Raw genomic sequence first — 21,379 nt, 5'->3', positions numbered from 1 at the left:
GACAACATCTGGCTCGGCGACCGCGACGCCGTCCGCACCCCCATGCAGTGGACCCCCGACCGCAACGCGGGCTTCTCGCCCTGCGATCCCGGACGGCTCTACCTCCCCACGATCATGGACCCGGTCTACGGCTACCAGGTCACCAACGTGGAAGCCTCGATGTCGTCCCCGTCCAGCCTGCTGCACTGGACGCGCCGCATGATCGAGATCCGCAAGCAGAACCCCGCCTTCGGACTCGGCACCTACACCGAACTGCAGTCCTCCAACCCGGCGGTACTCGCCTTCCTGCGGGAACACGGCGACGACCTGGTGCTGTGCGTGCACAATTTCTCCCGGTTCGCGCAGCCCACCGAGCTGGATCTGCGGTCCTACGACGGGCGTCACCCGGTCGAGCTGATCGGCGGGGTGCGCTTCCCGGCGATCGGTGAACTGCCCTATCTGCTGACCCTCGCGGGCCACGGCTTCTACTGGTTCCGGCTCACCCGAGCCGCATCCCGCATCGGCCGCCGCCGCTGAGCGCCAGGCGCCGAGGAAAGGACGCGTGACCATGCCGAAGACCATCACCCTCTCCCCCCGCGCCGCGACCGACGCGGGACGGCGGCCGTCCTCGCTGCGCGGCCTGCTGCTCGAATGGCTCCCCGAACAGCGCTGGTTCGCGGGAAAGGACCGGCCGGTCACCGATCTCACGGTGCTGTCCATGACCGAGCTGTTCCCGGGCTGTCTGCATCTGCTGGTGAACGCCTCGCACGCGCCGCTGCCCACCCCGGGCGGCACTCCCCCGCCCGGCGACTGCTACCAACTCCTGCTCGGTCTGCGGGAGGAGATGGCACCGCGGCTGGAGCGTGCCTTCATCGGGCGCGCCGAGGAGGGACCGTTCAAGGGCCTCGCCGTCTACGACGCGCTGCACGATCCGCGCTCGGCGCATCTGCTCCTGGAGCGGCTGCGCCGCCCCGGTCAGGCGGGTCCGCTGCGCTTCGAGACGGACCCGGCGACCCGGGTGCCGGGCGGTCTCGCGCCCCGGCTGCTGACCGCCGAGCAGTCCAACTCCTCGATCGTGTACGGCGATTCGTACATCCTGAAGGTGTTCCGCCGGATCCAGCCGGGCGTCAACCCGGATCTGGAGGTGCCGGGCGCGCTCGCCGCGCAGGGGTGCGCGCGGGTGCCCGCGCCGGTGTCCTGGTTCAGCACGACGAGCCCGCATCCGGCGACGCTGGGCGTGCTCCAGCCGTTCCTGCCGGACGCCGCCGACGGATGGACGCTGGCGCTGCGCGCGCTGGCGGACGGTCACGACTTCGCCGCCGAGGCGCGGGAGTTGGGCAGTGCCATGGCCGAGGTGCATCTGGCTCTCGCCGAGGCGTTCCCGGTCGCCGGTCCCGGCGAGCGGGGTCGTACGGCGGAGCAGATGTGCGCGCGGCTCGACGCCGCCGCGCGTGCGGTCCCCGGGCTGCGGCCCCATGTGCCGGGACTGCGGGCGGCGTTCGCGGCGCTCGCCTCCTGCGACTCCGGTCCGCCGGTGCAGCGGGTGCATGGCGATCTGCACCTGGGTCAGGTGCTGCGGGCCGGGCGCGACTGGTTCGTGATCGATTTCGAGGGTGAGCCGTCCCGTCCGCTGGACGAACGGCGCGCCCCGCAGTCCCCGGTGCGTGACATCGCCGGGATGCTGCGCTCCTTCGACTACGCGGCCCGGCAGCGCCGCCCCTGGCGACCCGACTGGGCGCTGCGCTGCCGGGAGGCGTTCTGCGCGGGCTACGCGGCCCGCGCGGGCTGGAACCCACGCGAGAAGCACGCGCTGCTGCGCGCGCACGAGACGGACAGGGCGGTGTACGAGGTGCTGTACGAGGCGAGACACCGGCCGGACTGGCTGCCGGTACCGATGGCCGCGATCGAGCGACTCGCCGCGTGGGGAGGCTGACATGGCACTGCACGACATCTCTCCCCCCGAGTCCGCGGGCCCGCCACGCGTCTACGCGCCGCCGCTGACCGCCGCCGACCGCGACCGGCTGCTGGGCGGCGCGCACCACGACCCGCACGCCCTGCTGGGCGCGCATCCGGCGCCCGGCGGTGTACTGTTCCGGGCGCTGCGCCCCAACGCCCGCGCCGTGCACGTCGTGGTGGACGGCGAGCGAGCCTCCCTGGAGTCGGAGGGCGGCGGTCTGTTCGCCGCCGTCCTGCCGTACCGGGAGATCCCGTCGTACACGCTGCTCGTCACGTACGACGACGGCGAGCACGAGGTGCACGACCCGTACGCCTTCCTGCCCGCGCTCGGTGAGCTGGATCTGCATCTGATCCGCGAGGGGCGCCACGAGGAGCTGTGGAAGGCGCTGGGCGCGGAGCCGATGACGCACGAGGGGGTGGCGGGCACCCGGTTCACGGTGTGGGCGCCGAACGCTCAAGGTGTGCGCGTGGCAGGGGAGTTCACGTTCTGGGACGGCACCCAGTACCCGATGCGCTCGCTGGGCGCGTCCGGGGTGTGGGAGCTGTTCCTGCCCGGCATCGGCGAGGGCACCCGATACAAGTTCGAGATCACCTCGCGCCATGGCCACCGCTTCCTGAAGGCGGATCCGATGGCCCGCGCCACCGAAGTGCCGCCGGACACGGCGTCGGTGGTGGCGGTGTCGCGGCACGAGTGGCACGACGCGGACTGGATGGCGCACCGCGGGGACACGCCGGTGCACCGGGCGCCGTTCTCGGTGTACGAGGTGCATCTGCCCTCCTGGCGACCCGGGTTGACGTATCGTCAGCTCGCGGACGAACTCCCGGCGTACGTCAAGGAGATGGGCTTCACGCACGTCGAGCTGATGCCGGTCGCCGGGCACCCCTTCAGCGGGTCGTGGGGCTATCAGGTCACCTCGTACTACGCGCCCACCCCGCGCCTCGGCTCGCCCGACGACTTCAAGTACCTGGTGGACCGGCTCCATCAGGCGGGCATCGGCGTGATCATGGACTGGGTGCCCGCGCACTTCCCCAAGGACGACTGGGCGCTGGCCCGCTTCGACGGCGACCCGCTCTACGAGCCCGGGGACTCCCGGCGCGCGGAGCATCCGGACTGGGGAACCTACGAGTTCGACTTCGCGCGGACCGAGGTGCGCAACTTCCTTGTCGCCAACGCGGTGTACTGGTGCGAGGAGTTCCACATCGACGGGCTGCGCGTGGACGCCGTCGCCTCGATGCTCTACCTCGACTACTCGCGCGACTCCGGTCAGTGGGAGCCGAACGTCTTCGGCGGTCGCGAGGACCTGGGCGCGGTGGCGTTCCTGCAGGAGATGAACGCCACCGTCTACCGGCGCTGCCCCGGGGTGGTGACCATCGCCGAGGAGTCCACCGCCTGGGACGGCGTAACCCGGCCGACGGACAGCGGCGGTCTCGGCTTCGGGCTGAAGTGGAACATGGGCTGGATGCACGACTCGCTGGAGTACGTGCAGAAGGAGCCGGTGCACCGCAAGTACCACCACCACGAGATGACGTTCTCGATGGTGTACGCGTACAGCGAGAACTACGTCCTGCCGATCTCCCACGACGAAGTGGTGCACGGCAAGCAGGCGCTGGTGTCGAAGATGCCGGGCGACTGGTGGCAGCGGCGCGCGAACCACCGTGCGTACCTGGGCTTCATGTGGGCCCACCCGGGCAAGCAACTGCTGTTCATGGGGCAGGAGTTCGCGCAGGGCGGCGAGTGGTCCGAGGCGCACGGTCCGGAGTGGTGGCTGCTGGACGAGGGCTACTGCTCGGCGGGCGATCACCGCGGCGTCCAGGACCTCGTGCGGGACCTGAACGCGCGGTACCGTCAGACCCCGGCGCTGTGGCAGCGGGACACCGACCCGGGCGCCTTCCGCTGGGTGCTGTGCGACGCGGCCGACGACAACGTCTTCGCGTTCCTGCGCTACGACGAGACGGGCACCCCGCTGCTCGCGGTGTCGAACTTCTCCCCCGTCGTCCGCCACGACTACGCCCTCGCCGTGCCCGGCGAGGTCCCGGTCTGGCGGGAGGCGCTGAACACGGACGCGGCCGAGTACGGCGGCGGCGGTGTGGCCACGGGCGCGGCCGAGGGGCTGAAGCCGGAGGACGGGGTGCTGCGGCTGACGCTGCCGCCGCTCGCCACCATCTGGCTGACGCCCGCGGGCTGAGCGGCGAGCGGCACCAGGGCGCCGAGGGGCGGCCGGGGTCTCGACGACTCCGGCCGCCCCTCGCGTCGTATCCCCCGCCGCTCCTCGCGTCGTACCCCGGAGCGACCCCGTGGGCGCGGTCCTCATATGCACGCGGAAGGGCGGTTCACGGGGCCCACCGGGCGCCCAAAGATCATCGCTCGATCACGAGTTTCCGCTTCCCCTCACCGAAAGCGCTTACCTGGGCTAGATTCGTGCACCGCCGACACAGAGCCGATCGGCGGAGTCACCCTCGGTACATACCAGGAGCAGCGCCATGCGCGACGTCGCCCTCGCTCCAGCAGCGGTCCCGCCTCCCACCGGCGGGCTCGCGGACACCGTCTTCGAGACCGCGGACCGCAGTCCCGGTCTGCCCCTGCTCGCGTGGCGCAAGAACGCCGCCGCGACCGTGTGGGAGGAGGTCACGGCCGCCGCGCTGCGGGACGAGGTGGTCGCCCTGGCCAAGGGGCTGGTGGCCGCCGGGATCTCGCCGGGCCACCGGGTGGCCCTGATGGCCCGCACCCGGGTCGAGTGGACGATGCTGGCGCACGCCCTGTGGACCGTGGGCGCGGAGATCGTCCCGATCCATCCGACCTCCTCGCGGGAGCAGGTGGAGTGGATCCTGCGGGAGGCTGCCTGCGTCGCCGTGGCGGTCGAGGACGAGCAGGGGATCATGACCGTCGGCACGGTGTGCGCGGCACTGCCCCGGCTCAGGCACGTCTGGCAGCTCGACGCGGGCGCGCTGGGTGAACTGGCCGAGCGCGGCGCGGAGATCCCGCTGACGACGGTGGAGTCGCTGCGCCGGATCGTGCTGCCGGACTCCACGGCGGTCATCGCCTACACCTCGGGCACCTCGGGACGTCCGCTCGGCTGCGCGCTGAGCCACCGGAGCCTGGCGTACCCGTGCGACGTGCTGCTGGCGGGCTGGGGGCACACCGCGGGTCCGCCCGGTGAGCAGCCCTCGGTGCTGGCGTTCCTGCCGTTCTCGCACGTGTACGGGCTCATGATCATGCAGATGTGCCTGCGGGGCGGTTTCCTGATGGCGCACGAGCCCGAGATGACCGAGGAGGCGCTCGCCTCGGCGCTGGCCACGTTCCGGCCGACGTACCTCTACGGCGTGCCCTCGGTGTTCGAGAAGCTGTACAAGACCTTCCTGCGCACCGCCCAGCAGGCGGGGCGCGGACCGGTGTTCGAGCGGGCGGCCGAGACGGCGCGGGACTTCGCGGAGGCGCAGGAGCGGGCGCGGCTCGGCACCGGACCCGGTCCGGGTCTCGACCTGCGGCTCCAGCACGCCCTGTACGAGCGGACGGTGTACCGCAAGCTGCGCGCGGCGCTCGGCGGCCGGGCCCAGCGCGGCACCTCGGGCGGCTCCTCGCTCAGCCGTGATCTGTCGCTGTTCTACGAGGGCATCGGGCTGTATCTGCACGACGGTTACGGGCTGACCGAGACCAGCGGCGGGATCACCATGCAGCCGGTGGGCCGGGAGAAGACGGGGACGGTGGGGATGCCGCTGCCGGGCACCGAGATCGCGGTGGCCGACGACGGGGAGATCCTGGTGCGCGGTCCCTCGGTGTTCCAGGGCTACATGGGCGACGAGCAGCGCACCCGGGCCGCGCTGCGCTCGGGCTGGCTGGCCACCGGGGACATCGGACGCCTCGACGGCGAGGGCTATCTGACGATCACAGGGCGCAAGAAGGACGTGCTGGTCACGAGCAGCGGCAAGAGCGTGGCCCCGGCTCCGCTGGAGCAGCGGCTGCGGGAGCATCCGCTGGTGCACCAGGCGGTGGTGGTCGGGGACGACCGGCCCTGTGTGGGCGCGCTGATCACGCTGGACCCGGAGTTCCTGGCGCACTGGCGGACCGCGCTGGCCTTCCACGGCGAGCCGGGCGGCCGGGAGGCACGCGAGGAGAACGCGCTGCGCGAGGAGCTGGCGCGGGCGGTCGCCTCGGCCAACAGCGCGGTCTCGCGCGCGGAGTCCATACGGGTCTACCGGGTGCTCCCGGAGCCGTTCGCGCCGGACAACGGGCTGCTGACCCCGTCCCTGAAGCTGCGCCGGGACGCGATCGTGCGGCACTTCGCGGCGGAGATCGACGCGATGTACGAGGCACGCTCCCGTGCCGCGCGACGCTCGCTTCCGCAGGAGCCCGCCGACTGGGACGACTCGGACAACGTGTTCCGCTAGCCTCCGTCGGCAGCCGACGTACAGCCTCCGCCGACAGGCGACATCTTGTGCCGCAAGGGGTGCGCAGCCCGGGCGGCGGGTGAATAATCGCCGGTCACCGGGTGGACGCGTAGTCCCGTGAGCGAGGGGAACCCGCAGCAGGGAAACTGATCGGTCAACACGACCGCCCCGGGTTTCCGGGGCCGGGGACGCAAGATGGCGAGCGAGCCGCGCTGGGACGAGACACCGCCCTCACAGGAGACGCACGAGCGTGTGTTCTCCTTCCCGGGCGAGCTGTCCAACGTGACCGGGGCGCGGCTGGCCGCCGAGCAGTTCCTGCGCTCCCTGTCCACCGACGCACCGCCCCGGGCGCCCGAGTACTGGGACGACATCCTGCTGGTGGTCACGGAGTTGGCGGCCAACGCCATCCAGTACGCGCCCGGTCCGTTCGGGCTGCGGCTGCGCCGCACCTTCGACGGGGTGCACGTGATCATGCACGACACGAGCACCGTCCGTCCCGAGCCGCGCCCCTTCCGGCCGAGCACGGGCGGGGGCGGGATCGGCTGGCATCTGCTGCACACGCTGTGCGACCAGGTGAGCGTGGTGGTGGACGAGGACGGCAAGGACATCCACGCGTTCCTGCCCTGGTGAGGACCGCGGTCCGTGCCCCGGCGGGATCGGGTTGCCGCCGGGGCACGGGGGGCAGGGTGATGCCCAGGGGTGCGGCCGATGTTCGACCGGCCGCCCCGCCCGGCTGGCACAACGGCCCACGGCGCGGTGGGATCGATGTGTGTGGTGGCAGCGGTGCAGGGCAGGCGGACGGCAGTCGGGCCGGTCCTCCGGGAGCCGCAGAAAGGGATGAACACCGTGACACGACCCAGGATTCTGGTGGTCGGCGCTGGTTTCGCCGGCGTCGAGTGCGTTCGCCGTCTGGAGCGCGAACTCGCACCCGGGGAGGCGGACGTCGCGCTGGTGACGCCGTTCTCCTATCAGCTCTATCTCCCCCTGCTCCCCCAGGTCGCCTCCGGGGTGCTCACCCCGCAGTCGATCGCCGTCTCCCTGCGCCGCAGCCGCAAGTACCGCACCCGGATCATCCCGGGCGGTGCCATCGGGGTCGATCCCCAGGCGAAGGTGTGCGTCATCCGCTCGATCACCGACGAGATCGTCAACGAGCCGTACGACTATCTCGTCCTCGCCCCGGGCAGCGTGACCCGCACCTTCGACATCCCGGGTCTGACCGAGCACGCCTTCGGGATGAAGACGCTCGCCGAGGCCGCGTACATCCGGGACCATGTGATCTCCCAGCTCGATCTGGCCGACGCGAGCGACGACCCCGCCGAGCGCGAGGCGCGGCTGCAGTTCGTCGTCGTGGGCGGCGGTTACGCGGGCACGGAGACCGCCGCCTGTCTGCAGCGCCTCACCCACGCCGCCGTCCAGCGCTATCCCCGGCTCGATCCGAGCCTGATCAAGTGGCATCTGCTCGACATCGCGCCCAAGCTGATGCCGGAGCTGGGCGACCGTCTCGGCAAGGCGGCGATGAAGGTCCTGCGGGACCGGGGCATCGACGTCTCGCTCGGTGTCTCCGTCGCCAAGGTCACCGAGGACGAGATCACGCTGACCGACGGCCGGGTGCTGCCCAGCCACACCCTGATCTGGACCGCCGGGGTCGCCGCCAGTCCCCTGGTCGGCACCTTCGACGCCGAGACGGTGCGCGGCCGGCTCGCCGTCACCCCGGAGATGACCGTGCCGGGCCACGACGGCATGTTCGCGCTCGGCGACGCCGCCGCCGTCCCCGACCTCGCCAAGCACGAGGAGGGCGCGATCTGCCCGCCCACCGCGCAGCACGCGATGCGCCAGGGCAGGCGGGTCGCGGAGAACGTCATCGCCGCCCTGCGCGGGCAGCCGCTCAAGCCGTACGTCCACAAGGACCTCGGGCTCGTGGTCGACCTCGGCGGCAAGGACGCGGTCTCGCGACCGCTCGGCATCGAGCTGCGCGGCGTCCTGGCCCAGCTCGTGGCACGCGGCTACCACTGGTCCGCGCTGCGCACCAACGTCGCCAAGGCGCGGGTGCTGGTCAACTGGCTGCTGAACGCCGTCGCGGGCGACGATTTCGTGCGCACGGGCTTCCAGGCGCGCAAGCCCGCCAAGCTCAAGGACTTCGAGTACACCGACAGCTATCTGACGCCCCAGCAGGCGCGCGGTGAGGTGGACCGGGCCGAGGCAGAGGGGCGGATCGAGGGACAGGTCAAGGGGAAGGCTCTCGGCGGCTCCTGAGGCGGCACCGGGGTCCGCCCCGGGCCCCTGACGTGCGGCGCGGCCCGCCGGGTGGAGGCGAGCCGCGCCGCACGTCGTGACATGCTGGTGTGCGGATCATGTTCCGGCACGGAAGAAAGAGCGCGGCGGCGTGAAGGCAGTGGGACGTGCGGTGCGCGTACGCATGTGGGACCGGCTCTCCGCGTCCGACCCCGGACTGTTGCGGCTGACCGCGGGGCTGCGCACGGTCATCGCCATCGCCATGACACTCGTGGCGCTCGGGCTGCTCCGCTTCCCGGTGCCGCAGTTGGTGGCGGGCGCCATGGCGGCGATGTCCGCGACCTTCGCCGTACGGGAGATCGACCGGCGCCCGCAGATCGTCACCCTGGCGCTGTGCGTGCCCGTCGCGTTCGCGGCGGTGTCGCTGGGCGCGGTGCTCAACCAGTGGCCGCTGGTGAGCGACGCCTGCTTCCTGCTGCTCATCTTCTGCGCGGTCTACGGGCGCAGATTCGGCGACCGGGGCACCGGGCTCGGTCTGATCGGCTTCCAGATCTACTTCCTGTCGCTGTTCGTGCGCGCCACGGTCGATCTGCTGCCCTCGCTGTTCGTAGTCATCTCGGTGGCGTTCGTGTGCAGCGCGCTGGCGCGGTTCGTCCTGCTGCCGCAGACCGCCGCGGGCACGCTCGACCGGCTGCGCCGGGCCTTCCGGGCCCGTCTGGGACTGCTGATCAGCAGCCAGATCGAGCTGCTGGACGCCGGTCCCGAGGACGTCGACAAGGTCCTCGGGGATCTGCGCACCGGCACCGCGCGGCTGCACGAGACGGCGCTGATGATCCAGGGGCGCCTGGAGCGGGGCACCGACGACGAGGCGATGGCACGGCTGCTGCAGCGCCGTATCGCGGAGGCGGAGATCGCCGCCGAGCGGCTGGGTCTGCTGCTGCTCACCGCGCGCAGCGCCGAGCGGACCGACACCCTGACCCTGCATCTGCCGGGCGCCTCGCTGCCCTCGCACGGTCAGATGCCGGTGCGCGACGAGGCGCGGGCGACGGTGCGCCGGGATCTGGAGGCGCTGCGGCTGCTGGTGCTGCGCCCGGCGGGCGAGGCTTCGGGCACGGCGCTGGCCCAGGTCCGCAACCGGCTGCTCGGCTACCGGGAGGCGGAGAACCTGCCCAAGGCGTCCCCGCCCCTCCAGGACGTGTTCCGGGGCATCGGTGAGGCGGCGCGCGCGGTGCTCGGTCTGCGGACCGCCCTGGACGGTCCGCAGGACGAGTCGGACGACTCCCCTGCCACCGCCCGCTCCCGCGAGGAGCTGGACGCGGAGGAGGCGGGCATCGAGGGCAGCGAGGAGAGCGAGGACGAGGACCGCGACCAGTCGGGGCTGCACCGGCCGACCACCCGGGCCGCGATCCAGGTGGCCGTGGGGTCGGCGCTGGCCATCGTGGGCGGCGAGCTGCTGTCCAGCCAGCGCTGGTACTGGGCGGTGCTGACCTGCTGGATCGTGTTCATCAACACCGCCTCCACCGGGGAGATCCTGGTCAAGGGCTCCCGTCGGCTGCTCGGCACGATCCTCGGCGTGGTCGCCGGTATCGGTCTCGCCGGTGTGGTGGGGCACCACACCTGGACGGCGTTCATCCTGGTGCTGGTGTGTGTGTTCGCCATGTTCTACACGGCGCCCCTGTCGTACACGCTCATGTCGTTCTTCGTGACGGCGGCTCTGGGGCTGCTCTACACGCTGCTGAACACCTACAGCATGGCGGTGCTGCTGCTGCGGATCGAGGAGACGGCGCTCGGTGCCGCCTGCGGGATCATCACGGCGGCGGTGGTGCTGCCGGTGCGCACCGACCTGCGGACCAACGAGCTGCTGGTGGACGTGCTGGACAAGCTGGCCGACGCGACCCGGGCGGCGGTGGACCAGCTCAGTGGCAGGCGCCACTTCGACCTGGTGGACAAGGCGCGGGACATGGACCAGGCGCTGGCCGATCTGCGCACCGCCGTGCAGCCGCTGACGCATCCGGTCACCCCGCTGCGCTCGCGCCGGGACACCGCGCGGTACGTGCTGGCGCTCCTGGAGACGTGTGCGTACCACTGCCGGGCGCTCGCCGCCACGGCGGAGCTGCTGCCGAGCCATCCGTCGATCGCGGCGGACCCCCGGCTGAGCGGGGTGTGCGGGCGGATCGTGCACAACATCGAGTCGATCGCCGAGCATGTGCGCGACCCGCGCTCCAAGGCGGAGATCGAGACCGGTCCGAGCATCGCGTCGATGCTGGAGCCGGGCACCTTCGGCACCCCGCGCTACGGCCGGGTCACCGACCGCGTGCTGCGCCATCTCCAGCGCCTGGACGAGGCGGTCTCGGGTCTGGCGCGCCCGCTCGGCGTGCCGGTCGAGAAGCCGGACATCGGCCAGAGCGAGAAGACCGAGAAGACCGAGAAGTCCGACAGGGGCGAGAAGTCCCGCAAGGCGGAGAAGTCCGGGAAGACCGACAGCCCGGAGAAGGCACGCCAGTAGGGCGGTTCCTCGCGCCCGAGGTTCTTCGGGCGCGGGTTCCCCAGGTTCCTTCGCCCCCGCTCAGCGCAGCGGTACGACGGCGGTGACCCGCTTGCCGCCGTACGGCAGCCCGCAGACGCGTACGTCCCGGGCGAGCAGGCACACCAGGGGCCAGCCCCGGCCGCCGGTCCGGGAGTGGTCGGGCTCGCGGGACCTGGCCGAGCACACCGGGCGTTCGTCGCTGCGGTCGCACACCGAGAGGCGGACGCCCGCGCTGTCGACGTCGACCTCGAAGCCGGTGATGCCGCCGCCGTGCACGATGGCGTTGGAGGTCAGCTCCGAGGCCACGAGCAGGGCGTCGTCCAGGGTCTCGTCCGCGCACGGCACGGCCCTGGTCCGGCAGTGCTCGCTCAGCGTGCGCCGCACGGCGCTGCGCGCGTCGGCGGGGCGGTAGGTCAGGGTCCGGGGTCCCTTCTCGGGCACCGTGGCCGGGCCGGGTGTGTGCTGCTGCCGCTCGCGCATCATCCTGATCCCTCCCTCACGGAAAGTCCCGGCCGTCCCGTGGCTCGAGTGCGCCGGGTCTCTCCATGCGGCTGACCTGTCGTGGCGGTGTCAAACACCCTCGGTGCCGGTGTCATCACCACGCCCTGAAGGGGTAGGGGACGGGTATGACCGATGTGGTGGACGCGGACGAACTGTTGCGGCGCATCCGGCGGAGCCGGGACGTGGCCGCCGAGGAGGAGCGGGTCTGGCGGGAGCGGGCGCAGAGCCTGACGGCGACCGATCCGGACCAGGCGCGGGAGGCGTCCGAGCGGGCTCGGACGTACGAGGTGGTGGGCAGTGTGCTGACGGAGATCATCGCGCCGGGCGCGCTCGCCGCCCACGAGCCGGGACCGGTGGGACCGGTGGAACCCGCTGAACCGGTGGGGCAGGGCGGGCCGGTCGGGCCGGGAGTGAGGCGGGTCACGTGAGCGGAGAGGGGTTGGCCTCCGCACCGGAGGGTGGTTTATCGTTCATCCATACGTGGCGAGGGAGCGGCGCGAGGCTTTCCCGCAGTGCCCTTCCGCGCGTCACGTCGGACTGCCCTGGCTGGTTTCCCCCGTCCAGCCAGGGCTTTTCTCTGCCCGCGCGCCGGTCTTCCGGAAAAGCGCCGGGCCGCCGAGGTGCCCGGTGGGGCGGTAGCGGCTGAAATGGGCTTAGGGCCGGTTGCGGGGCAGACGGGACGTCCGCGGCGGGTCCGAGGGACAGCACCCGAACCGCCGCCCGGTGAGGAGCCCCGCGTATGACCAAGGCGATAAAACTGCTGACCGCCCTGCCCAGAGCACAACGTGAGCGGCTGATGGAACTGGCCGAGGAGGTGTCCTTCCCGGAGGACACCCGGATCTTCGAGGCGGGCGGGGTCGCCGACCGGTTCTGGGTGATCCGCTCGGGGGCGGTCTCGCTGGACCAGCAGGTCACCTCGCACCAGCACGTCACGGTGGCCACGCTCGGCGCGGGCGACCTGCTCGGCTGGTCCTGGCTGTTCCCGCCCTACCAGTGGGACTTCGGCGCGGTGGCGTTCAGCAACGTACGGGCCTACGAGTTCGACGGGCCCTCCGTGCTCGGGGTGTGCGTGGAGGACCCGCTGCTCGGACTGTCGCTGGTGCGCACGGTCGCCGAGATCCTGGCCCATCGGCTGGAGACCACGCGGGGCAAGCTGATGGACCAGTACGCGATCCGGCGGAGCACTCCGCTGTAGCGACTCGGACGCAGGGGCTCAGACGCGGTAGCGGCGCAGCGCGGGGACCGCGGCGGCCAGGACCAGCATCACGGCGACGACCAGCGCGCCGCCGCCCGCGACGGCGGCCCGGGTGCCGAACGCCGCGCCCGCCGTGCCGTGCAGGACGTCCGCGAGACGCGGGCCGCCCGCCACGACGACGGTGAACACGCCCTGCATCCGCCCGCGCATCTCGTCGGTGGCGGCGGAGAGCAGGATCGCGCCCCGGAAGACCATGGAGACCATGTCGGCCACACCCGCGGCGGCCAGGAAGGCGACGGCCACCCACAGGTTGCCGCTCAGCCCGAACCCGGCGATGGCCAGACCCCAGGCGACGACGGCACCGATGACCATCCAGCCGTGGGAGCGCGCCCGGGAGAACACGCCGGAGAACAGTCCGCCGAGCACGGCGCCGACGGGGACGGCGGCGAAGAGCAGTCCGAGCGCGAAGCCCGAGCCCCAGGGGGCGTAGGTCTCGGCGGCCAGCTCCGGGAACAGCGCCCGGGGCATGCCGAAGACCATGGCGACGATGTCCGCGAGGAAGGACATCAGGAGCACCTTGTGCCCGGCGATGTACTGGAACCCGGCGGCGATCTCGCGCACCCCGGCCCGGCGCGCGGTCGTCCCGCCGAGCGGCGGCAGCGCGGGCAGCCGGAAGACGGCCCACACGGTGACGCACAGCGCGAGGGCGTCGATCAGATACAGCTCGGGCAGACCGATGACCGGGATCAGCACTCCGGCGAGCAGCGGTCCGGCGACCAGTCCTGTCTGCATGACGGTGGTGCCGAGCGCGTTGGCGGCGGGCAGCTCCGACTCCGGGACCAGCCGGGCGACGGAGGCGCTGCGGGCCGGGGAGTTGAGCCCGAAGAACGCCTGCTGGGCGGCGAGCAGCACCATCAGCACGGGCACCGAGTCGAGGCCGACGAACGCCTGCGCCCAGAACAGCAGCGAGGTGACCGCGATGCCGATGTTGGTGACCAGCAGCAGCTTGCGCCGGTCCACGGTGTCCGCGACCGCGCCGCCCCACAGCGCGAAGGCCACCATGGGCACCAGACCGGCGAGGCTCGCGTAGCCGACCCAGGCGGAGGAGTGGGTGATGTCGTAGATCTGCTTGGGCACGGCGACGGCGGTGAGCTGGCTGCCGACGGCGGTGACGATGGTCGACGTCCACAGGCGCCGGTACGCCGGGATGCGCAGGGGCCGGGTGTCCATGGCCCAGCGGCGCCATCCGCGCCGGGGCGGCGGGTCGGCGGGAGCGGTCTCGGCGGGCGGGGTGGTGGCGGTGCCTGGGTCGGTGCTGCTGCTCTCGCTCGTGTCCACGGGGTTCCTGGTCGCTCGATCCGTTGCTCGATACATCTTTCGATTCGGGCCTCACTATCGCAGCAACTCCCGCCTCCGGCCGAACCCGTTTCGCGATCCGGCCGGACCGGCGGTGTCGAGCCGCGCCGCCGCGCTGTCCAGCAGCATCTCCAGCGCCGTCGGATAAGCGCTGTGCATCATCCGCCGGGCCAGCAGCGGGGCGGCTTCCGCGATGCGCGGGTGGGTGGTGCGGGGCAGCCGGGCGTACGTCGACTGCCACTGCTCCTCGTCGGCGCGCTGGGATGCGCTGGGCAGGGCGAGGGTCGCGGCGTCGAGGGCGGCGAAGGCCAGCGTCTGGTCGATGAAGGCGTGGTAGACACGGACCGTCTCCGGGAGCGAGAAACCCGCCCCGGCGAGCACGTCCAACACAGCTTCGTCCGCGGCCAGTTCATGGGCGCGCCCGGTGACCCGCCCGGCGGTGAGCACGGCGGCCTGGGGGTGGTCGACGTACACGGTGTAGATGCGCAGCCCGATCGTGCGCAGGTCGGTGCGCCAGTCGCCGGTGCGTTCCCAGCCGTCGAGCGCCTGCCCGATGAGCGCGTCGCCGATGGCCAGGGTGAGGTCGTCCATGCCCCGGAAGTAGCGGTAGAGGGTGCTCGGGTCGCAGTCGAGGGCGAGCCCGAGGCGGCGGGCGGTGAGCCCGGCGCTGCCGTGTTCGCGCAGCAGCCTGAGCGCGGTGGTGACGATCAGCTCCTCGGAGAGCACGATGCCGCCGCGCGTCGGCCGCCGCCTGCGGCGCCGCTCCTCGGGGACGACGGGTTTGGGCACGGCGAAGCCTCCTCGCAGGCGCTCTTATGCCAACGCCATTGACCTTACGGCACGGGCAGGCGTTGCATACGGGCCAAGGCGCGCCTGCCGAGTCGTCGTTTCCGTCCGTGTCAGGCAGGGAGTTTCCGTCATGCGTGTACTGCTCGTGGGAGCCGGCGGTGTGGGTACCGCCGTCACCCGGATCGCGGCCCGCCGTCCGTTCTTCGAGCGGATGGTGGTGGCCGACTACGACCTCGCCCGTGCCGAGGCGGCCGTCGCGGCTCTCGGTGAGAAGGGCGCCCGTTTCGTGGCCGCGCGGGTCGACGCCGGGGACGAGTCCGCGGTGTCCGCGCTGCTCGCCCGGCACGACTGCGACGTGCTGCTGAACGCCACCGACCCGCGTTTCGTGATGCCGCTGTTCCGGGCGGCGTTCGGCGCCGGGGCCACCTATGTCGACATGGCGATGTCGCTGTCCCGCCCGCACCCCGAGCGGCCGTACGAGGAGTGCGGGGTGAAGCTGGGCGACGAGCAGTTCGCGCTCGCCGGGCAGTGGGCGGAGGCGGGGCGGCTCGCGCTGGTCGGGATGGGCGTGGAGCCGGGGCTTTCGGACGTGTTCGCCCGGCACGCGGCCGACGAACTCTTCGACACCATCGAGGAGATCGGGGTCCGCGACGGCGCCAACCTCACCGTGGAGGGCGCGGACTTCGCGCCGTCCTTCAGCATCTGGACCACCATCGAGGAGTGCCTGAACCCGCCCGTGGTCTACGAGTCCGAGCGGGGCTGGTTCACCACCGAGCCGTTCAGCGAGCCCGAGGTGTTCGACTTCCCCGAGGGCATCGGCCCGGTGGAGTGCGTGAACGTCGAGCACGAGGAGGTGCTGCTGATGCCTCGCTGGGTGGGCGCGGAGCGGGTCACCTTCAAGTACGGGCTCGGCCGGGAGTTCACCGACACCCTGCGCACGCTGCACCAGCTCGGTCTGGACCGCACCGCCCCGGTGACGGTGCCCGGACCGGACGGACCGGTGGAGGTCTCGCCGCGTGACGTGGTGGCCGCGGGGCTGCCGGACCCGGCGACGCTGGGCGACCGGATGCGCGGCAAGACCTGCGCGGGCACGTGGGTGCGCGGCACCAAGGACGGGGCGCCGCGCGAGGTGTACCTGTACCACGTGGTCGACAACGAGTGGTCGATGGCGGAGTACGGCTGTCAGGCGGTGGTGTGGCAGACGGCGGTGAACCCGGTCGTCGCCCTCGAACTCCTCGCCACGGGAGGCTGGGCGGGCCGGGGTGTCCTCGGTCCCGAGGCGTTCCCGGCCCGTCCCTTCCTCGATCTGCTCACCGCGTACGGCTCGCCGTGGGGTCTGCGCGAGCAGTGACGCGGGCGGTGTCCGGCGCCGCGCTCAGGCGTGGGCGGGCTTGCCCTTGGTGTACAGCCACGTGTGCAGCAGCGGACCCACGTCCTTGCCGGACTCCCGTTGGGCCAGTCGGGTGAACTCGGCGGTCGTGCCGTGCCCGTCGCGGTGGGCGGCGGCCCAGGCGCGCAGGATGCGGAAGAACGCCTTGTCGCCGACGGCCCGGCGCAGCTCGTGCAGGGCCATGGCGCCCCGCTCGTACACGGGGTCGCCGAAGATGTACTTGCCGCTGCCGGGGTCGCCGGGCGGGTAGGCCCACAGGGCGTCCTTGGCCGGGCGGGCGTAGAGGGCGTCGAAGGTCTTCTGCGCGCTGTCGCCGCCGTGCTGCTCGCTGTAGAGCCACTCGGCGTAGCTGGCGAAGCCCTCGTTCAGCCAGATGTCCTTCCAGCTCGTCAGCGAGACGGAGTCGCCGAACCACTGGTGGGCGTTCTCGTGGACGAGCGTGTCCAGGTCGGGCGCGGAGTCGTAGACCGGCCGGGTCTGGGTCTCCAGGGCGTAGCCGACGTCGGGCGCGTGGTCGACGATGGAGCCCGCCGCGCGGAAGGGGTACGGGCCGAAGAGCTTGCTCTCCCACTCCAGGACGGAGGGCAGCTTCTTGAGGACGGGCGCCGCCTTCTTCGCCTCGCGCGGGTCGACGGCGTTGTACACCTGCACCCCGTCGCGGGTCGTGTACTGCTCGGTCTGGAACTTTCCGACCGTGGACGTGGCCAGGTACGCGGCCATGGGCTCGGCTTCGTGCCAGCGGAAGGTGGTCAGTCCGTGGGCGGTGCTCTGTCCGCGCAGGACGCCGTTGGCGACGGCGGTGTACCCCTTGGGCACGGTGACCGTGAAGTCGTAGGTCGCCTTGTCCGTGGGGTGGCTGTTCGACGGGAACCAGGTCATGGCGCCCTGCGGTTCGTTGGCGACGAAGGCGCCGTCGTCGGTGGGGATCCAGCCGTCGGGTGAGCCGTCGGGGTCGCTGACGGGCTTCGGGGTGCCCCGGTAGGTGACGGTGACGCGGAAGTCGTGCCCCTTGCGCAGGGCGTGGCGGGGGGTGACGACGAGTTCCTGGCCGTCGCGGGTGGTGTGGCGGGCGGCGCCGCCGTCCACGGTGACGCCGGTGACGCTCAGCCCCTTCAGGTCGAGGTCGAAGCGGCTGAGGTTCTGGGTGGCGCGGGCGGTGAGGACCGCCTTGCCGTCCAGGTGCCGGGAGGCGACGTCGTAGCGGAGGGTGAGGTCGTAATGGCGCACGTCGTAGCCGCCGTTGCCGCTGAGCGGGAAGTAGGCATCGCCCGCGCCCGGGGCGCCGGGCTTGCCGGACGCGGCGGACCCGGCGGGTGCGGCGGCGCCGAGCAGGGCAGCAACCACGGCGGGCACGGTGAGCAGGACCGCCTCGCGGCTCAGGACCGTGGTGCGTCGGGCGGCGGATCTGCGGGGTGACCTCACGTGCGCTCCTCGGGTCCGGCGATGATCGCTTCGTCCACAGGGTAGGGCGCGCGCTCCGCGGTTTCGCCCCGGCGCGGGTCAAGTCACGCGCAGTGATCCGTACGGCGGCTCCGGCGCCCCCGCAGTACGCTCGCAGGACGCGTCCCCCGCCCGATCAGAGGGAGCCCGGTCATGAGCGTGCGTGTGCGCCGGATCTACGACCCGCCGGAGCCGGAGGACGGACTGCGCGTGCTGGTGGACCGGCTGTGGCCGCGCGGGGTGTCCAAGGAGGCGGCGCACCTGGACGAGTGGCCCAAGGCGCTGACCCCGTCGACGGAGCTGCGTCACTGGTACCACGACGGTTGCTCCTTCGAGGAGTTCAGGCAGCGCTACGAGCGGGAGCTGACCGCTCCCGAGGCCGCCGCCGCGCTCGACGACCTCAGGAAGGCGGTCCGGGAGGGACCGGTCACGCTGCTCACGGCGACGAAGCACACCAAGAGCAGTCAGGCGGAGGTGCTCCTTGAGCTGCTCCGGCAGTGAGCGGCTCCGGGAGTGTCAGGCGGTCTCCTTCGCCGCCGCTCGTCCCGCCGCGCGCCCCGAGAAGAGGCAGCCGCCGAGGAAGGTGCCTTCCAGCGCGTTGTAGCCGTGGACCCCGCCGCCGCCGAACCCGGCGACCTCCCCTGCCGCGTACAGTCCGGCGACCGGGGTGCCGTCCGGGCCGAGGGCGCGGGAGTCGAGGTCGGTCTGGATTCCGCCGAGGGTCTTGCGGGTGAGCACGCTGAGCCGTACGCCGATGAGCGGGCCCGCCTCCGGGTCGAGGATGCGGTGCGGGGCGGCGACCCTGCCGAGGCGGTCGCCGATGTAGCGGCGGGCGTTGCGGATGCCCTGGACCTGGGAGTCCTTGCTGTAGGGGTTGGCCATCTGGAGGTCGCGTGCCTCTATCTGGCGGCGGATCTCGGCGGCGTCCAGGAGGGACTTGCCGGTGAGCCCGTTCATCTTGCCGACCAGGTCCTCCAGGGTGCGGGCGGTGACGAAGTCGGCGCCGTGGTCGAGGAACGCCTGCACCGGTCCGGGCGCGCCCTTGCCGAGCAGCCGGTCGCGCAGCACGGCCTTGCGGTCCTTGGCGGTGATGTCGGGGTTCTGCTCGGAGCCGGAGAGCGCGAACTCCTTCTCGATGATCTTCCGGGTGAGGACGAACCAGGAGTGGTCGTACCCGGCGATGTCCTCGGTGGTGCGCAGATGGCGCAGGGTGCCGAGGGTGTCGTAGCCGGGCAGGCAGGGGTCGGGCAGGCGGCGGCCGAGCGCGTCGAGCCAGATGGAGGACGGACCGGGCAGGATGCGGATGCCGTGGCCGGGCCAGATGGGGTTCCAGTTGGCGATGCCCTCGGTGTAGTGCCACATGCGGTCGCGGTTGACCAGGCGGGCGCCCGCCTCGGCGGTGATGTCGAGCATCCGGCCGTCGACGTAGGCGGGGACGCCGGTGACCATGTGCGCGGGCGGGGTGCCGAGCCGTTCGGGCCAGTAGCGGCGGACCAGGTCGTGGTCGGCGCCGATGCCGCCGCTGGTGACGATCACCGCTCCGGCGGTCAGCTCGAAGTCGCCGACGGTCTCGCGGCTGGAGGGGACGCCGCGCGGGGAGTCGTCGGGGGCGAGGAGGGTGCCGCGTACGCCGTGCACGGCGCCGTCCTCGACGAGGAGTTCGTCCACGCGGTGGCGGTGGTGGAAGGTGAGCAGCCCGTCGCGCGCCGCCTCACGGGCGTAGCGCACGAAGGGCTCGACGACGCCGGTGCCGGTGCCCCAGGCGATGTGGAAGCGGGGTACGGAGTTGCCGTGGCCGTCGGCGCGCAGGTCGCCGCGCTCGGCCCAGCCGACGGTGGGCAGCAGCTCGATGCCGTGCCCGCGCAGCCAGGGGCGCTTCTCCCCCGCGGCGAACTCGACGTAGGCACGGGCCCAGCGCACCGCCCAGGAGTCCTCGTCCTCGGTGCGGTCGAACTGCGCGCTGCCCCGCCAGTCGCTCCAGGCGAGGTCGAGGGAGTCCTTGACGCCGAGACGGCGCTGTTCGGGCGAGTCGACCAGGAAGAGTCCGCCGAAGGACCAGTACGCCTGGCCGCCGAGGTTGGCGGCGTTCTCCTGGTCGAGGAGGGCCACTTTGCGTCCCCGGCTGGTGAGTTCGTGGGCGGCGACCAGGCCGGCGAGGCCCGCTCCGACGACTATCGCGTCCGCGTCCATGGTGTGCGTGTCCTTCCGTCGGGTGGGTCAGGGGGTCCGGCTGCCGTCGGTCAGCAGGGCGGTGAGGAGCTGTTTCAGCCAGGCGCGTGCGGCGGGCACGTCCTTGTCGAGGAGGAGCTGGGTGGTGACGCCGTCGTAGGCGGCGACGACCGCGTGGGCCGCGCCGTCGGCGTCGCCGAGCACGGCGGGCAGGACGGCGAGGTCGCGGGCCCGGCGCAGGCGCTCGGCGACCGCCTCGCGCAGCCGGGCGCGGTGGTCGAGCAGGGCGCGGGCGGTGTCGGGGTCGCGGGCGGCGTGCACCAGGAAGTCGGTCTTCACCAGCAGCCAGTCCACGTCGAGCAGCAGCACCTCGGTGACGCGGTCGACACAGGCGGGCACGTCGAGTCCGGGGCCGTCCTGGGCGAGGGCGCCCGCGACCTGGGCGGCGATGAGGTCGGCGCGCTCGCGGTAGAGGGCGAAGAACAGCTCGTCCAGGGTGGCGAAGTTGGAGTAGAAGGCGCCCCGGCTGTATCCGGCCGCCTCGCAGACCTCCTCGATGGAGACCCGTCCGAAGCCCTTGGCCGCGAAGACCGCGAAGGCGGCGGCGAGCAGCTCGGCGCGGGTCCTGGCCCGGCGTTTGGTGACGCGGGGGGCGCTGAGTCCGTCCGTCATGGTGCCCACCTCCGTTCGATACACCAATGTATTCAATACACCTCTGTATCGAAAGTGGGCGGTCCGGATTCACGAAGGGAACGTATTTTCGATTCAGGAGTACGCTGACCCCATGTCCACGCACCTCCAGGGCTCCCTGTTCGACCAGACCGACGAGCTGCGGCTCGGTCCGCTCGCCGGGCTGCGCCGTACCGAACTCGGCGCGGGCGCCTGGATCGACGTGCTGCCGGGCTGGCTGAGCGGCGCGGACGCGCTGTTCGAACGGCTCGCCGCCGAGGTCCCCTGGCGGGCGGAGCGGCGGAAGATGTACGACAACGTGGTGGCCGTGCCCCGGCTGCTCGCCTTCTACAAGCGGCGCGATCCGCTCCCCCACCCCGTGCTCGACGAGGCACGCGCCGCGCTCACCGCGCACTACGCGGCCGAGCTGGGCGAGCCGTTCACGACCGCCGGGCTGTGCTACTACCGCGACGGGCGGGACAGCGTCGCCTGGCACGGCGACCGGATCGGGCGCGGGGCGCGGGCGGACACCATGGTCGCGATCCTCTCCGTGGGCGCGCCCCGGGACCTGCTGCTGCGCCCGTCCGACGGCGGTGGCGGCGCCGCCACGGTGCGGCGCCCGCTCGGGCACGGCGACCTGATCGTGATGGGCGGCTCCTGCCAGCGCACCTGGGAGCACTGCGTACCGAAGACCGCCCGCGCCGCCGGACCCCGGATCAGCGTGCAGTTCCGTCCGCACGGGGTGCGCTGACACGTCCATCACCCCGTGTCTGCTTGGCTGTTGCCGACG

18 protein-coding genes are annotated in these 21,379 nt (G+C 72.3%); 12 read left to right on the top strand and 6 right to left on the bottom strand.

The window, feature by feature from the left end:
* The 7 genes from IF655_RS29615 to IF655_RS29585 all read left to right on the top strand — a co-directional run.
* Positions 1-516 (top strand): alpha-glucosidase C-terminal domain-containing protein (locus tag IF655_RS29615; protein ID WP_199588236.1); only part of this gene is annotated, 516 nt, incomplete at its 5' end.
* A gap of 31 nt (positions 517-547) precedes the next feature.
* On the top strand, positions 548-1,912 hold the full coding sequence (locus IF655_RS29610) for a maltokinase (RefSeq protein WP_199588235.1): 1,365 nt from the start codon (positions 548-550) through the stop codon (positions 1,910-1,912).
* A 1-nt stretch (position 1,913) separates the two neighbouring features.
* Entirely contained in the window at positions 1,914-4,121 is a 2,208-nt protein-coding gene (gene glgB, locus IF655_RS29605) for a 1,4-alpha-glucan branching enzyme (protein WP_199588234.1), read from the top strand.
* Positions 4,122-4,416: 295 nt separating this feature from the next.
* Positions 4,417-6,321, top strand: coding sequence for a long-chain fatty acid--CoA ligase (locus IF655_RS29600; RefSeq protein WP_199588233.1), 1,905 nt, complete (start codon positions 4,417-4,419; stop codon positions 6,319-6,321).
* 195 nt (positions 6,322-6,516) lie between these two features.
* Entirely contained in the window at positions 6,517-6,951 is a 435-nt protein-coding gene (locus tag IF655_RS29595; protein ID WP_199588232.1) for an ATP-binding protein, read from the top strand.
* 207 nt (positions 6,952-7,158) lie between these two features.
* Positions 7,159-8,574 carry an NAD(P)/FAD-dependent oxidoreductase gene (locus IF655_RS29590; RefSeq protein ID WP_199588231.1) on the top strand — a complete coding sequence of 472 codons (1,416 nt, stop codon included), beginning with the start codon at positions 7,159-7,161 and terminating at the stop codon, positions 8,572-8,574.
* Positions 8,575-8,737: 163 nt separating this feature from the next.
* Positions 8,738-11,059, top strand: coding sequence for an FUSC family protein (locus tag IF655_RS29585; protein ID WP_199588240.1), 2,322 nt, complete (start codon positions 8,738-8,740; stop codon positions 11,057-11,059).
* 60 nt (positions 11,060-11,119) lie between these two features.
* Here IF655_RS29585 and IF655_RS29580 read toward each other — a convergent pair whose 3' ends face one another.
* Positions 11,120-11,563, bottom strand: coding sequence for an ATP-binding protein (locus tag IF655_RS29580; RefSeq protein WP_199588230.1), 444 nt, complete (start codon positions 11,561-11,563; stop codon positions 11,120-11,122).
* A gap of 143 nt (positions 11,564-11,706) precedes the next feature.
* Between IF655_RS29580 and IF655_RS29575 the strand changes: the two genes are divergently transcribed.
* Both IF655_RS29575 and IF655_RS29570 read left to right on the top strand, forming a co-directional pair.
* The gene (locus tag IF655_RS29575) at positions 11,707-12,009 is read left to right on the top strand and encodes a hypothetical protein (RefSeq protein WP_307815104.1); all 303 of its coding nucleotides are present in this window, start codon (positions 11,707-11,709) and stop codon (positions 12,007-12,009) included.
* A 311-nt stretch (positions 12,010-12,320) separates the two neighbouring features.
* On the top strand, positions 12,321-12,776 hold the full coding sequence (locus IF655_RS29570) for a cyclic nucleotide-binding domain-containing protein (RefSeq protein ID WP_199588229.1): 456 nt from the start codon (positions 12,321-12,323) through the stop codon (positions 12,774-12,776).
* 18 nt (positions 12,777-12,794) lie between these two features.
* Here the strand turns inward: IF655_RS29570 and IF655_RS29565 are convergent, their stop codons facing one another.
* Both IF655_RS29565 and IF655_RS29560 read right to left on the bottom strand, forming a co-directional pair.
* Positions 12,795-14,114, bottom strand: a complete 1,320-nt coding sequence (locus IF655_RS29565) for an MFS transporter (protein ID WP_199588228.1) — start codon at positions 14,112-14,114, stop codon at positions 12,795-12,797.
* A gap of 54 nt (positions 14,115-14,168) precedes the next feature.
* Positions 14,169-14,921 (bottom strand): TetR/AcrR family transcriptional regulator, encoded by a 753-nt coding sequence (locus IF655_RS29560; protein ID WP_199588227.1) that lies wholly within the window; start codon positions 14,919-14,921, stop codon positions 14,169-14,171.
* Between the two features lie 130 nt (positions 14,922-15,051).
* On the opposite strand from IF655_RS29560, the gene IF655_RS29555 reads away from it, so the two are divergent.
* Entirely contained in the window at positions 15,052-16,272 is a 1,221-nt protein-coding gene (locus IF655_RS29555) for a saccharopine dehydrogenase family protein (RefSeq protein ID WP_199588226.1), read from the top strand.
* A gap of 24 nt (positions 16,273-16,296) precedes the next feature.
* On the opposite strand, the gene IF655_RS29550 is transcribed toward IF655_RS29555, so the two are convergent.
* The gene (locus IF655_RS29550; RefSeq protein WP_199588225.1) at positions 16,297-17,733 is read right to left on the bottom strand and encodes a M1 family metallopeptidase; all 1,437 of its coding nucleotides are present in this window, start codon (positions 17,731-17,733) and stop codon (positions 16,297-16,299) included.
* Positions 17,734-17,904: 171 nt separating this feature from the next.
* Between IF655_RS29550 and IF655_RS29545 the strand changes: the two genes are divergently transcribed.
* Positions 17,905-18,252, top strand: coding sequence for a DUF488 domain-containing protein (locus IF655_RS29545; RefSeq protein ID WP_199588224.1), 348 nt, complete (start codon positions 17,905-17,907; stop codon positions 18,250-18,252).
* Positions 18,253-18,267: 15 nt separating this feature from the next.
* On the opposite strand, the gene IF655_RS29540 is transcribed toward IF655_RS29545, so the two are convergent.
* Together IF655_RS29540 and IF655_RS29535 are read right to left on the bottom strand one after the other, a co-directional pair.
* Positions 18,268-19,941, bottom strand: a complete 1,674-nt coding sequence (locus IF655_RS29540) for an FAD-binding dehydrogenase (RefSeq protein ID WP_199588223.1) — start codon at positions 19,939-19,941, stop codon at positions 18,268-18,270.
* Positions 19,942-19,968: 27 nt separating this feature from the next.
* Positions 19,969-20,592, bottom strand: coding sequence for a TetR/AcrR family transcriptional regulator (locus IF655_RS29535; RefSeq protein WP_199588222.1), 624 nt, complete (start codon positions 20,590-20,592; stop codon positions 19,969-19,971).
* A 112-nt stretch (positions 20,593-20,704) separates the two neighbouring features.
* Here IF655_RS29535 and IF655_RS29530 point away from each other — a divergent pair, with 112 nt between their 5' ends.
* A complete protein-coding gene (locus tag IF655_RS29530; protein WP_199588221.1) occupies positions 20,705-21,340 on the top strand; it encodes an alpha-ketoglutarate-dependent dioxygenase AlkB in 636 nt (211 codons plus the stop codon).
* The last annotated feature ends 39 nt before the right edge of the window (positions 21,341-21,379 follow it).

Source organism: Streptomyces sp. DSM 110735, from assembly GCF_016482685.1.
GTDB lineage: Bacteria > Actinomycetota > Actinomycetes > Streptomycetales > Streptomycetaceae > Streptomyces.
This window is presented reverse-complemented; position numbering and strand designations above follow the sequence as displayed.